This window comes from Pseudomonadota bacterium (genome assembly GCA_018823285.1).
GTDB lineage: Bacteria > Desulfobacterota > Desulfobulbia > Desulfobulbales > JAGXFP01 > JAHJIQ01.
Map to the genome: position 1 here is coordinate 65847 of JAHJIQ010000045.1, position 13509 is coordinate 79355.

8 protein-coding genes are annotated in these 13509 nt (G+C 50.2%); 3 read left to right on the top strand and 5 right to left on the bottom strand.

Annotated elements, in window-relative coordinates:
* Positions 1-377 precede the first annotated feature (377 nt).
* Positions 378-2558 carry a hypothetical protein gene (locus KKG35_10790; GenBank protein ID MBU1738614.1) on the top strand — a complete coding sequence of 727 codons (2181 nt, stop codon included), beginning with the start codon at positions 378-380 and terminating at the stop codon, positions 2556-2558.
* Positions 2559-2672: 114 nt separating this feature from the next.
* Here the strand turns inward: KKG35_10790 and KKG35_10795 are convergent, their stop codons facing one another.
* Together KKG35_10795 and KKG35_10800 are read right to left on the bottom strand one after the other, a co-directional pair.
* Complete coding sequence (locus tag KKG35_10795) at positions 2673-3413, bottom strand: hypothetical protein (GenBank protein MBU1738615.1); 741 nt, start codon at positions 3411-3413, stop codon at positions 2673-2675.
* Positions 3414-3599: 186 nt separating this feature from the next.
* Positions 3600-4016, bottom strand: coding sequence for a secondary thiamine-phosphate synthase enzyme YjbQ (locus KKG35_10800; GenBank protein MBU1738616.1), 417 nt, complete (start codon positions 4014-4016; stop codon positions 3600-3602).
* Positions 4017-4368: 352 nt separating this feature from the next.
* Between KKG35_10800 and KKG35_10805 the strand changes: the two genes are divergently transcribed.
* Complete coding sequence (locus tag KKG35_10805; GenBank protein MBU1738617.1) at positions 4369-6171, top strand: hypothetical protein; 1803 nt, start codon at positions 4369-4371, stop codon at positions 6169-6171.
* 499 nt (positions 6172-6670) lie between these two features.
* On the opposite strand, the gene KKG35_10810 is transcribed toward KKG35_10805, so the two are convergent.
* The 3 genes from KKG35_10810 to KKG35_10820 are packed head-to-tail and all read right to left on the bottom strand — an operon-like array spanning position 6671 to position 10728.
* Positions 6671-7579, bottom strand: a complete 909-nt coding sequence (locus KKG35_10810; protein ID MBU1738618.1) for a hypothetical protein — start codon at positions 7577-7579, stop codon at positions 6671-6673.
* A 21-nt stretch (positions 7580-7600) separates the two neighbouring features.
* Positions 7601-9709: a hypothetical protein gene (locus tag KKG35_10815; protein MBU1738619.1), complete on the bottom strand. Its 2109-nt coding sequence runs from the start codon at positions 9707-9709 to the stop codon at positions 7601-7603.
* Positions 9706-10728 (bottom strand): DmsE family decaheme c-type cytochrome, encoded by a 1023-nt coding sequence (locus tag KKG35_10820; protein ID MBU1738620.1) that lies wholly within the window; start codon positions 10726-10728, stop codon positions 9706-9708. Before KKG35_10820 ends, KKG35_10815 begins: the two co-directional genes overlap by 4 nt.
* Before the next feature lie 605 nt (positions 10729-11333).
* Between KKG35_10820 and KKG35_10825 the strand changes: the two genes are divergently transcribed.
* Positions 11334-13439 carry a sel1 repeat family protein gene (locus KKG35_10825; protein MBU1738621.1) on the top strand — a complete coding sequence of 702 codons (2106 nt, stop codon included), beginning with the start codon at positions 11334-11336 and terminating at the stop codon, positions 13437-13439.
* Positions 13440-13509 lie beyond the last annotated feature (70 nt).

Sequence of the window (13509 nt, forward strand, 5' to 3'; positions counted from 1 at the left end):
TTGACGTATGTGACTTTATAAGAATTTATCAATTTTCGACAACAGGTCTGTGGAAATACACCCGGTAAATGATGGTCTCAACCTGCCCGTGAAAATAAACGAGTATACAACAAGTAGTGTTGTTGGTTCTTTCGGGATGTATATATATAGTATGCCGAAATCGCGGAAAACGGTTTTGGTAATGATCGTGAAATGATTTTAGTTAGTAAAATCAATAAGTTAATATTTTATTTGCGGAATTGATTTTTTCACTTCGTGAAAATGCGGTTTTCTGGTATGATTTTCAATCATCAGAAGCACATCCACCAGCAGAAAATCTTTTGCCGGTGTCTTGTCGTTTCCAGGAAAAAATCATCAATATATTCAAGGAGTTATCAATGGAACTGCCGATCTCTTACGATGAAGCCCTGCAGGAATGGGAACGTTTCGAAAAATATCTCGTCCAGGCCCGTTATTCTGTCCGGGACCCTAAAACCGGCGGACCGTTGGAGGATGACTTTTCCCAGGTGATGATCCGGGTCAGTGGTCAATTCGCCCATCCTGATGTTGGTAAAGCCTTGTCGATGGGGCGGATCATTACCGCAACTCCGTTTCTGATGAACGGCGGAAACCAGTATACTGCCAGGAAAGGATACTATTCATGTTACCCCCTCGGAGACGTTGCTGATTCGACCGATGCGATTTTTGACATGGAAAGAGACCTGGTTACCATTTTTCAGCATGCCGGTGGTGGCGGCATTGATGTCAGCAACCTGAGGCCCCGCGGCACGATCGTCGATAACGGCCAGGGAACGGCTTCCGGGCCGGTTTCTTTTGCCAAGGGGTTTTCTCATCTCTCGGCGCGGATCAGCCAGGGCGGGAAACGCCGCGGGGCTTTGATGATCCAGGCGGACTGGGATATCAAGGATATCAAAGACTTCATCAGCTTCAAAGGCGATAATCCAGGAAAATATACCGGCTGTAATGTTTCCGTGAACGTGACCGATGATAAATTCTGGGAAAATGAGGAACTCCTGCAGACCATTGCCGAGTACATCTGGAAGTCGGGCGATCCGGGGCTGCTGTTCACCAAGAAAAGTATGGAGAACACACCGGTTCCGGCCATTCACAATCCGGTATTCTCCAATCCGTGTGGAGAATATCTGTCAACCAAGGATACGGCCTGCAACCTTCTTACCGTCAGTCTGCCGAAATGCCTTGCTAAAACGATGGACGAGTACCTGGAAAAGGTTTTTGATTCGGCGAGAATTGCGGCGATTGCCGGGAACGAGATTCTTGATATGGGCGGCTTCCCTCCGATCAAGAGGATCGAGAAGAACACGCTTAAATTCCGTCCGATCGGGATTGGTTTTACCGGTCTGCATCATTCGATGAACCACTTTGATGTCTCCTATGCCGATGAGCATGAGGCGCCGCTTTTTGCCAAGGCGACCCAGCTCGCCCTGATGCTCGGTTCCATGCAGGGAAGTCTTGAATATGCAGATTTCAGCAAGGAACAGGGCCGGATTTTAAAACCGCAGAAATGGAACGAAAAATACGTTGAGAAGATCGAGAATGAAGCGCTGGCCTTTATAAAAACCGAGATTGGCGCGCGGGATGCGTGGCTTGCCAGAACCGAGACAATTTTTGCCACTCTGAGGAAACTGGGCGGGTTGTATAACTCCGTCACCACCTCACAGGCGCCTACCGGATCGATTTCCCAGTTGATGCGGGTCGCCTGTACCGGGGTGGAACCCTATTTTTCCATGATTCAGACCCGCAAGGTCAAGGATATCGATGAGTCCTGGAAAGAATTTACGCTGGTGCCGCTTGAATTCTATTCATACACTGAAGACAAACTCGATTGGGTCAAGAGCCAGACCGCCCATGAGATTGATCCCTATCAGCAGATCCGGATCCTTGAGGCGTGTCAGGCATTCAACCATACGGCCGTCTCGAAAACGATCAATCTGCCGGCCGATACGACAGTTGCCGACATCCGCAAATTTCTGGAGTATGCCCGGAAAAGCAACCTGAAAGGGATTACGATGTTCCGTGATTCTTCCATGGAAGGAGTACTCTCCGACAAGACCGGGAAGATTGCGGAATGTGCCAGGGAGTTCACCGATCTCGACGAACGAACCGGCAGCACATTTAAATGGCGTGGCCCGGCCCCGCTTTATATCACCGCCAACCGAGGACATCAGGGGCATGTCCGGGAAGTTTTCCTGAACACGACCAAGTCCGGTTCAACGCTGCATGGAATGAGCGAAGCCCTGGGTCGGGTCATATCAGTTGCGCTGCAGCACGACTACCGGCTGGTTGGCAAGATTGCCAGAACACTTGAAGATATTTCATCCGATGGCGCCTGGGTGAACGGCAATATCGGCAGGGTCTATTCAATTCCCGCTGCGCTTGCCAAGGTTCTCGACAAGTGCTCGGAAAATGAGGTTGAGGGTGATCCGGCACCCTATGTGGAACCATCCACCTACACCTCCTGTCCCTCCTGTGGCAAGCTTTCACTGCGAAGAAGTGGCGGGTGCAATCAGTGTATCAGCTGTGGGTATTCATCATGCTGATTCTGCTCAGCGAAGTCGCTATCTGCTGAGGGGCAAAGTTAAAAAAAAAGAGGGGGCGCCGTTATGAAAACGGCGCCCCCTCTTTTGTATTGCGTACGGAATGAGTGTAATGGATCAGGAGGTCAATTCAACCCGGAAGATCACGAGCGGATCAATGCCTCCGGTCCATTCGAACTCAACTTTGTATTGTCCGGGTTCTGCAACAAGATCCGAAATGTCTTCCGTGATCGGGTCGAGTTTCTCATATGATTTTATTTCCGTGGCCGACGACTTGAAATCTTTTGCTTTCCATTTTGTCACCTTCTCTTTCTTGCCGTCCGGTCCGATCAGCCATACCAGCCCTTCTGTTTCGACCGACCGGCGTCCGGTGGCGTAAAAAGTCAGATTGCTCTGTTTGCCGGTTTCCGGGAGATTGAAGGAATAGATGTTGTTTTTGGAGAACTTCGGGGCTCCGGCAAAACCCTTGGTGTTGTTGACATGGGTTGTGGGCTGGTGCGCCTTCTCGATAGTTTTCGTGAGAACCGGGGCAGGAGTCTTTTCCGGTTCTGGAGCGACGGCAGGATTGACCACAGGCTGGTAGTTAGCGAGGGCGGTAAGGCTTTTCAGCTGAACGTCGACTCTTTGGATTTCGTTTCGAACTTCGGTCAGACCGGTATTGTCGCTTTGACCGGCGATGGTTTTTTCCAGCTCTGAGAGTTCCCGGGAATATGCCTCAAACTGGGGTCTGATGGATGCCGCAAATTTTTTCTGAATCAAGACCAGGTTGTTCAGATCGGCGGCATGAACAGGGTGCACGGTGATGGCAGTGAATGTGGCCAGCAGGAAAAGGGCGCAGAGTTGATTGCGGAGACTCATTCAGGTTTTCCCCCCTTTGGTAAGTTGAATGGCATGAGAATGCCTGCGAACTACTGCAGTTTTCAAACGGTCATTATATAAAATATTATGGCGAAATACAAGCGTTTAATTAATTACTAAACAACCTGCTTCTGAAAGATATCGAATGGAAGTCAATCAAAGATGGTGAATTGCTGGATACTTTGTTTATTCACCAATGATTTTAACCAGGACCCGTTTTTTTCTCCGGCCATCAAATTCTCCATAAAAAATCTGCTCCCAGGTTCCGAAATCAAGCTGCCCGTCGGTGATGGCTACAACCACTTCCCGACCCATGATCTGACGTTTGAGGTGGGCGTCGGCGTTGTCTTCATGACCGTTGTGTCGATACTGGGAGACAGGTTCATGCGGGGCCAGTTTTTCGAGCCATACTTCATAATCGTGATGCAGCCCTGATTCGTCATCGTTAATAAAGACCGAGGCTGTGATGTGCATGGCATTGCAGAGCAGGAGGCCTTCTCTGATGCCGCTTTCCCGCAGGCATTGTTCAACTTGCGGAGTGATGTTGACCAGCCCTCTTCGAGACGGGATCTGGAACCATAATTCCTTGCGATAGCTTTTCATTCGGGTTCCCTCGGGAAATATTGTTAGATGACTTGCGGAACAACATAATTTAACAATAAAAAAAACAAAACAAAGCCGGAGGATGTTTTGTGTTGAGCGATTGCTCTGCCGTTATCTTGTAATTATTTGATTTGATTAGTAAATACAATATGTTATATAGAAAAATTGTAAATAGTCAGGGGGGTAGAGTGATATTGACCCCAGGCAATCTGTCATGGGGGTGTAGAATTATCTAACATTCTGATTTTGATGATGTTATTATCTGTAAGCCTTGGTATTTAGGTGGAATAACGTTTTTTTGGAGTGAGCACCGGTCTGTTTTGTCTGTTCAGATTCATTTTGGAGATTTTTAATGCGAACCAACAAATATCTGCTGCTGTTCCAGGTTTCCCTGCTAGCACTCATCCTCCCGATAATGGAAGCCAGTGCTGCTGCCCCACCCGAGTTGATCAAAATTCAGAGCTCTTACGCGATTCAGTTGGAAGGGGCGGGGAGTGCCGGTGAAAAGCTCAATATTCTCAGGGAGTATGCCCGGCAGCTCACGTCTCTTGAAAGTAACATGCTCAGCAATATGCGGAGCAGATCCGAGGTGAATGAAGTCCGCAAGGAATTGCGTGAAGTGAACAGCAAGATTGCCTCCGGCGTGGCTGGTGATGACGCGGCGTCTCAACCGGCGCCATCTTCCGGGGACGAGGATAAAAAATACAAGGAACCGCCGGAACTGATCGCTCTTCGAGAGAAATTCATCGCCAGAAAAGATGGATTGCCCGGTCGGCAGGGGACAAGCGATCTTCTCCGTGAGTATGTTCAGGCGCTGACCTCTCTTGAGAACAATCTGCGCAGTAATATGCAGACCAGAAACAGTGTCAATGCGGTCAGAAGTGAAATAAGGAAAGCAAGGATAGAGCTTGCGGATTCATCAGTTGTCCAGTCGGTGTTCTCTTCGGCCCCTGTTGCTTCCCGGGAAAGTGCTGAAGAAGAAAAACCGGTTGTAGTAAAACCACTACCTCCGGTTACTCCAATACCTGTTCGGGAATCTGAGCCGGTGGCAGTTACTGCGGAAAAAAAGAAAGTTGAGACTGAACAGTCAGCGAAACCTCTTGTCCAGGTGCCGCCGCCGGTAGTGCCGCTTTCTTTGCCGAATATTGTCCCCGTCGTCGCTATTCCTCTGCCGGAGCCGGATAAAGTTCCGCCTCAAGCTGTCCGGAGGGTAGAGAAACAAATCGAATCTGCCCCTGTGGTCGAGGAACCCGCTTTTATTGATCCTCCTCCCCAAATGGTTAAGGGGGGGAGCCGTGTCCCGGAAGATTTGAGCGAATCGCCGGTTCCGGTGGCTGCTGTAAAGTCTGAACCGGTGGCTCCGGTTGCCAAACCTCCAGCCCCGCAAGCGGTCCCGGTGCCCATTGTAAGGACCGGATTGGAACCTGTAACTGAAGAACCGGTGGCTGTCGTACCGGAAGCTGTGAGGGTGGAAGCCAAACCGGCACCTGAACCGGTGGTTCCCAAAACTCATCCCGTACCCCCGCCGCCGGAATTCAGGCCTGCTGCCCCGAAACCACTCCCGGTAGCAGCGACCAGGCCGATCACAAAACCGGTTCCTGAGCCTGTGACGACAACAGCACCCACAATAGTACCAATAACCGTGGAGACCGCAAAGCCTGGCGCAGTGCCTGTTCAAGCTATTGCGTCAAAGCCGGTCGAGAAACCGGTGGCGGCATTGCCGGTACCTTCTGTTTCTTCTGCTGCGGCCGAAAAACCTGCCGCTGCGAGAACCAGTGCCCGGACCCATGTTGATGAAACAAGGGGAATTGCCGGGCCAAAATCTGTCCGGAAGAACTATGCTTATGCCTTCAACCTTGACAAACTGGGCAAAAAAACCACGCTTACTTTTTATGCCGCCGGCCGGCATTCCAATGATACCTTTGGCAAGATCTGGCTGATTAATCAGAATGACAGGCCTGTCAAAATCGGTAAATGGAAGTCTGCTGATTTCAGTAAAACAGCAGATAAAGTCTCTTCATACAGAGAGCTGGAACCTGTCACCATTGATATCAGTGATTCACTGACCAAACCCGGAAGTTACAAGATTGAGTTTGAATGGGATGATTTCGGCAAAGAACCGCTTGAGATATTCAGGGTTGAGATTGCAAGTTGATGGAGTGACTGCAAATTGAAGATGAGCAAATCTTGTGTTCATCTTCAGTTGTTTTCAGATTTCATTTCCGTCCTCGACCCCGGCTTACATCATGCCGGGGTGACGGCTCAGGCATAACCCGTACTTTTATACTTTTCATACCCCTGAGTATCTTTCCATTCATCAAAAAAACAGACAGGGTTCCCACCGTTTCAAGATGATTTTATAAATTGGTGAGGAAGCTTCTGAAGTGTCACGGGTTGTGAACATGCATCGCGAAACGCATTCCCCGCAGCCCGGAGTGTCGCTGGCTTCCTACTTGCTGCGGGGTTAGTGAGCGAATCTGATGTAAGTAACTTCCCATACGGAGATTCACCGTGCCTCGAAGTCTAGCGCTTATCTGCCGTGGGGAACTACAATTGACGGACTCATCATCAGAAATACATAAAGGGCCGGCGGAGGTCTTTCCGCCGGCCCTTTATGATAACTTATCAGTTTATTGATAGATCTGAAATGATGACTATTTGACCACCTTTGATGTCCCCAGGAGTTCAAAGGGGATGCTGAGGCCAAGATCTTTTGCTTCTTTCAGGTTGATGGTCATCTCAACTTTAGGGGTCTTGTCGGCAGGGATATCTGAAGGTTTGGTGCCTTTCAGAATCGCTGCCACCATCTTTGCCGCGCCCTGGCCCTGGTGTTCCGGGTTGGCGGAAAGTGAAATCAGGACCCCGTTTTCACAGGTGCCGCAAAGGACTGAAGCGGTAGCCATTTTTTTTGCCCTGGCCTTGTCGATAATTTTCGCCAGATTGCTCTTCTGGTTGATCTCTGCGGCAGAGGTCAACAGGATGGCATCGGTATCCGGCAGATTAGAGAAGTCGGCCTCAGCAGTATTGATCCGGAGGATTTTTGCCCCCATCCCTTCGGCAAGGGTGACCGCTGATTCCATCTGGCGAACCGAACCCATCTCGGTGCCTGAGTAGAGGATCCCGAGGGTTTTGAAATCGGAAATCTTCTTCAGGTTGCCGATCAGCCCTTTTAATGGAACGGTCGCGCTCATCCCGGTGACCGTCTCTGCATTGACCCCCATGCCTTCGGGGTCATAAGCGCCGGTATATACTACCGGAATGGTTTTGTTTTCGGTGCTGATGGCGAGTGCGGTATCGGACCCGTAAGCCACGATCACCTTGGCTTCCAATACCATCAGCTTCCGGGTGGCGTTTCGCCAGGAAAGCTCATTGGCGGATGGCTTTTGCAGAATCACCTCGGCATCGGAACCCAGGGCCTTCAGTTCCTTGACAAAGGCATCATGGACCAGCATGAAGTATGGCACGTTCCGCGAGGGCATCAGCGCCCCCACCACCTCCGCCAAAGCCGCACCGGGTGCAACCGCAGCCCAAAAAACTATAATCCCAAGAATAATTTTCTTCATGGTTTCAGTGTGCAGCCCGTTTTAGAAGATTGTTTTGGTGATCTTGACCAGCCCGCCAATATAAGTGCTGTCCGAGGGGTTGTCGAAGGAGTCATCCTTCCAGTCGACATACTGCACATCAACCCCGATTCCCCAGCCGTGTCCGATCTCGTAATCGGTATCAAGCCTGACGTTGATTTCCTGGGTCTTGGTGTAGGAGAACTGAGCTGCTTCTGCAGTATCATAGGAAAATGGAATATTGGCGAGAATTCCATCATTAGTACGGCTATAAAGAGTTACTGGTGATGTCGGTTCATATGTACCTTCTGTAGTTGTGAAGTCGACGGATGCGTTGATATCCATTTTTTTGGTTGGCGAATACATTACACTAAGTGAAAAATTGTGGGCTTTCTGTTGGTTTGAAGTATCAGAAACACCCATAAATGCACCGGTCACATCGCCGGTTGTAGTGCCGTCAGGATCTGCAGTCTCAATTGTGGATTCCCAAATAATATCTCGTTTATGCTGATCAAGAATATATGTATAGGATGGGGTAATTGAGAGTTTGTCATTTATCATAAATGCGATGCTGGCTAGATACTGCTGCCTTAAAGCTTCAGCCGCTCGATGCTCATCAAGGCCAACGAATCTCAGGTCGTCGGTTTCTTCCTTGGTTACAATGCCGCTGATAAAGGCTGCAACTTTCGGTGAGATGACCCAGGTAATGCCCAGATTCCCGTGGTTGATCGTTTCCGGATCGTTAGATACTGCCTCAATGCCGTATTGCTGTCCGAAATCTTGATCAAGATTAGTGTGACGGGCTTTAGCCGTAACTCGAACCTTGGGGATGGCCCAGTTGGTAATTCCCATTTCATAAATATTGCTGGTCTGTTTGAGTGGGCGACTCCAGATCAGGGCCGATGCGTCATCGACCTCTTTGATCTTGTTGATATATGAAAGTTTGATATTTGTACTTGGAATCTGTGAGTATCTTACGCTTAGACTTGCCGTGTCCGTGGTGGAATCAACGCCTGGTTCCACACCTGAATAGGTCACAAGTGTGCCGCCAGAGCCGATGGCATCAACGGTCAGTGGGGCTTGGTTCTCATTTTTTTGATGCCGGTATTTGGTTGTGAAGGAGACGTAGGAGGCCGGCAGCCAGACCAATTCACCATAGCCCAGCGAATTTTCCGCTTCCGCCTGACTCGTTTCGTTGGTTTTCTCTATTTCGGAAAACGTGGTTGAGGCAAATATCCTTCCTGAATGAGAGGTGTGTATTTTCAAGGTGTTCGTTGTAGCCTCAAGCTTTGGGATAGCGTGGTGCGGGCTATCGCCAAATGTATATGTATAGATTGGGGTGATGGCATCGGATTCGAAAGTTCTTTTCTGGGTCGAAAGGTCGAACTCGATCGGACCAAGATGGGCGTTGGTGCCGATGGTGAATTCCTGCTTCTCTTGATCGATATCTAGTTCTTCGGAGACCCTGACCCTATTGGAAAACTGAGCGGCACCACCCAGGAAACGATTCTGCCTCATGCCTTTCTTTTTGACAATCTCGCCGTTACTGTAGATATGTAATGGAAAATTCGGAGTTTTCAGACGAACACGATATTCGTCGATATCCATAGTCAGTCCGTAGTCTATGATTCTCGCTGTATTGCTGTCATCAAGAATTTGAATGTTTGTGCCACCACCTGCCGGGTCGTAATCGTACAGGGTGAGACTTTCAAGGTTGTGGCGCAGGCGTCGCGGCAGAACCCTCAATAGAAAGTAATCCTGGTAGGAATAACGGAGGTCGCCAAACCAGCTGTCTTCGTCCTCGAAGTCAAATTCCAGGTGGATACGATTAGGGGCATGAGCGTCCTTGAACAGGATGCCGCCGCTGGGTGAGCTGTCGAGCGAATGGTATTCGGCAGCTTTGTTGGAGGCGACCCGACCAGCAGCTTCGGGTAATAGTGCAGTGGTTTGTGAGTAATTATCAGCAAAAGAGGGGACTACCGTGTTGTCAGTTTCAGAAAGGTAGCCGCCAATCCAGATATTAAGGGTTGACTCAACCTGATCACTCATGTCACCAAAGTCGGCGATGGAGATGGTCGCGCCGACCGGATTCAGTAATGCAGCAATAGTTAGAAGTGAGATAAATTTTTTCATCTTGTAAAAGCCCCCCCGGTGTTTACGCCAGGAGTGTCTGTGCCATGAAAACTTGAATGGCAGTCGGTACACCTGGTATAGTTTCTGCTTTTTTCGGAGATGTCGTCAGTTCCGCTATTACGGTGTTCGCCGTGGCACTGCTTACAGAGAAAGGTCACCGGCAGTTTCAGCATGCTCTTGTTGATTGAACCGTGCGGACTGTGACAGGTGGAGCAGGTTTCGGTGTTGTCGGCATGCTCGTAAAGGAAGGGGCCGGTTTTTTCGGTGTGGCAGCGGCCGCAGGTTTCCCGCTCGGTCATTCTTCTGAGCTGCTTCGGGTTTTCGGTACCATGCGGGTCGTGGCAGTCGGTGCAGTAGATCTTGCCCTCTTTCACCGGGTGATGGCTGGGCAGGGAGAACTTGGCGCTCTCTTCAATATGGCATTCCATACAAGTTTCCGAAGTTTCTCGGGGTGGCAGGATCAGGTCCGAACTGCCGTGAATCGGATGGCAATCCGAACAGGAGACTTCGTTACCGGCATGGATTCCGCCGTTCCAGTTGTGGATATTAAAGGTTGCGTTTGCGGTATGGCACTTGAGGCAGATCAGCGACTTGGCCCCGGCCGGCAGGTTGGGCAGGTCGAGAAGGTTTTCCTTGTGGGCCTTGATGATCTCGCTGGCATCTTTTTTGGCGTCAAGGCCCTGGATGGCGTCCATCAACTCGCTGCCCGGGCCGTGGCAGGATTCGCAGTCGACGATCATCATCCCAGATGATGACTGGATCAGCTGGTCGCCCATGGTGCTTGATTTGAAGTCGAGAGCAAGCTTGTCGTGGTCGTGGCATCCTTTCAGGCAGTTCTCGTTGCCGACATAGTCGGCGGTGAGCTTGCCGAGGAGCATTTTTTCATACTCCTGAATCGGAATGATCGGGGTGGCTTTTTTCAGCTTCGCGACCCCCTGCGAGTTACAGCCGGACATGAAAATGGCTGCTGAGAGACTCCCCAGCAACGCCAATTTCATCAAAACGCTTTTTCGATTCATCCTCTTTCTCCTTGCCGGAACTTTTTTCTGTAGGGCATTGATGTTCGTGAGAAAAGTCTCTAAATAATTTCAGTAATTATTTCCATTATATAAGCAGGGCGCCGGAGTGGTTGGGGGTGAACATCCCGCCCGCAGGCCACTTCAATGCACCGGTTTGCTTCAATTGATGTCTGTGAAATCAAGCCCTGAAAACCATTTAATTGATCACTTAAGGCTAACATATTGAAATGATTATTATTCCGCATTAAGCTCTTTTACCAGAAAAAAAAGCCCATGTTAAGAAAAAATTTAATAATTTCACGAGAGTAGGTGTTTTATTTTCTTTTTTTCATTTTGCACATTAGATTCTGTTCTGAAAAAACTGAATGTTGGAGTAGAATGCATTGGTATTTTATCGGTAGTGACGCTTGGCAATGCCCGGCATGTAAGGTTCGGTCCCGGATGAGTGTCGGGGGGGAGTCCCTGGCCGCTGGGTTGCCCGGTTGTATAGCATGCATTCTCCGGATTCGGAGGTGTATTTTCTTGTTGATTTGTGTCGGTGTTATCGTGATAAGGTAGTAACGGAAACTACATATAATAAATGTTGAATCGGGGAAGGGAAAAAAATGCGCAGAAAAAAAACGCATAAATTACATCGAATGCTGCTTGGGGTATTCTTTATCGCCGCTGTCGGCCTGTTTGCAGCTGTCTCCCCTGTTTGCGGCGCAGACAATATTCAGGGTCTGAAAAAATCTGCCGAGCTGGGTGACGCTTCCGCCCAGCACGATCTTGCCAGGGCATATGAGGAAGGGATTGGAACGGCGAAGAATATTCCTGGCGCGGTTCAATGGTATCTGAAAGCGGCCATGCAGGGGCATGTGGATTCCCAGTATAAATTCGCCACCGCCCTTGATGGTAATCCGGAGGCAAGTCACCTGATCGGTAAAATGTATATGAATGGAGAGGGCGTCCAGAAAAACAGCGCCACCGGATTTAAGCTGATCAAGGAGTCGGCGGAAAAAGGGTATTCCGAAGCGCAATATGACCTGGGTGCGATGTACGCCTACGGAGAAGGGGTTACGCAGAGTGATGATGAGGCCGTGAAGTGGTGGAAACTGGCTGCTCAGCAGGGAGACTCAAAAGCCAGGGCCAATCTTTATAAGAAGTACAAGATCGAGGTGGAGAGTGTTACCGTCGCCAAAGAGGACTCCGGGAGTGTGTCTGCTCCTGCGGAAGAAGTCCCGGTGAAGGGCAGATTGAAAGATATAATGAAAGCTGCTGAATCCGGCGAGGCAAATGCCCAGTATGAACTTGGCAAGATGTACCAGGAAGGTGACGGGGTCAAAAAAGATGAGAACAAGGCGGTCAGATATTTCAGTATGGCAGCAAAGAAAAGCCATGTCGGGGCGCAGTTCGAGTATGCCAGGGCCCTTGGTGATGAACATCCCGAGGCGTTGTACCAGATGGGAAGGATGTACCGGCAAGGGGACGGGGTGAAAAAAGACCCTGCGACCGCCCTTGACTGGCTGAAAAAAGCCGCAACCAAGGGTCATGCCGAGGCCCAGTACGAACTTGGTCTCATGTATGCGGAAGGTGACGGGGTTGCAAAGGATGACGATGAAACGATCAGGTGGTGGACGATGGCTGCTGACCAGGGTCATCCGGAAGCCAAAGCGGTCATCGAAATGAAGATCATCAGCAAGGATGCTGCCGCCGGGGATGTCAAGGCGCAGTACAATATGGCGAAATTCTACGAAGAGGGAAGCGGCACCTTGAAGGACCTCGGTAAGGCGATGGAATGGTACACAAAAGCGGCCGCTCAGGGGCATGTGGTTTCCCAGTTCAAGTTGGCCACGGCGCTCCTGGCCGGGAAAGGGGTGAAAAAATCTCCCTCCGGCGCGGTTGAATGGTTCAGAAAGTCGGCTGAAAAGGATTACGGGCCGGCACAGTTTCAACTGGGTCTGATGTATAAAGACGGGCAGGGGGTGGCAAAGGACGAGGGTGAGGCGCTCAAGTGGCTTGAGAAAGCAGCCCTGAAAGGTGAGACGCGGGCCTATTATGATCTCGGTGATATGTATGCTGCCGGGCGAGGCTCAAAGGCCGACCATCAGACGGCTGCCTTATGGCTCGGCAAGGCTGCGGCTCTTGGCAATGCCGAGGCGCAGTACAGATACGGCAACTATCTTTTGAATGGTCCGGGCGTGAAGGAAGACCCTGATGAGGCGGTTAAATGGCTGCAGAAAGCGGCTGAAGCAGGAAATGTCGAGGCAATCAGCGCCCTTGGTGAATGCTACGCCGAGGGGAAAGGGACAGGGAAATCCGAGGCCCGGGCCCTCAGTTTGTTCAGGGAAGCCGCCGAAAAGGAGCATCCGAAAGCTCAATATAATCTTGGTTTGATTTATGAGACCGGTGCCGGGACCAAGAAAAATCCCGGTGAGGCTGTGAAGTGGTACCGTAAGGCGGCCAAGGGCGATGTTGTCGAGGCCATGTACCGCCTGGCGCTCCTGAACTGTAATGGCCAGGGGATCAAAAAAGACTACTCTGAAGCGATAAAGCTCTGGGAACAGGCATCCGGTAAGGGCGACGCAATGTCCTTGTATTTCCTGGGCTATATGCATGAAACCGGATCAGGTGTGAACCGGGATCCGGGGAAGGCCAAAAATTATTACCTTCAGGCGGCAAAACAGGGCAATCGCTTCGCTTTGCAGACGATCAAGGACATGAAGAACTGAACAATACCAAAAGCCCCTGAGGGAAATCCCATCAGGGGCTTTTTGTTTACAGTGGAAAAATCTGGAAAAC

Coding starts and splice junctions, on each gene's coding strand:
- KKG35_10810 (MBU1738618.1), bottom strand. CDS start 7,579: ATGAAGAAAATTATTCTTGGGATTATAGTTTTTTGGGCTGCGGTTGCA.
- KKG35_10825 (MBU1738621.1), top strand. CDS start 11,334: ATGCGCAGAAAAAAAACGCATAAATTACATCGAATGCTGCTTGGGGTA.
- KKG35_10790 (MBU1738614.1), top strand. CDS start 378: ATGGAACTGCCGATCTCTTACGATGAAGCCCTGCAGGAATGGGAACGT.
- KKG35_10795 (MBU1738615.1), bottom strand. CDS start 3,413: ATGAGTCTCCGCAATCAACTCTGCGCCCTTTTCCTGCTGGCCACATTC.
- KKG35_10820 (MBU1738620.1), bottom strand. CDS start 10,728: ATGAATCGAAAAAGCGTTTTGATGAAATTGGCGTTGCTGGGGAGTCTC.
- KKG35_10800 (MBU1738616.1), bottom strand. CDS start 4,016: ATGAAAAGCTATCGCAAGGAATTATGGTTCCAGATCCCGTCTCGAAGA.
- KKG35_10815 (MBU1738619.1), bottom strand. CDS start 9,709: ATGAAAAAATTTATCTCACTTCTAACTATTGCTGCATTACTGAATCCG.
- KKG35_10805 (MBU1738617.1), top strand. CDS start 4,369: ATGCGAACCAACAAATATCTGCTGCTGTTCCAGGTTTCCCTGCTAGCA.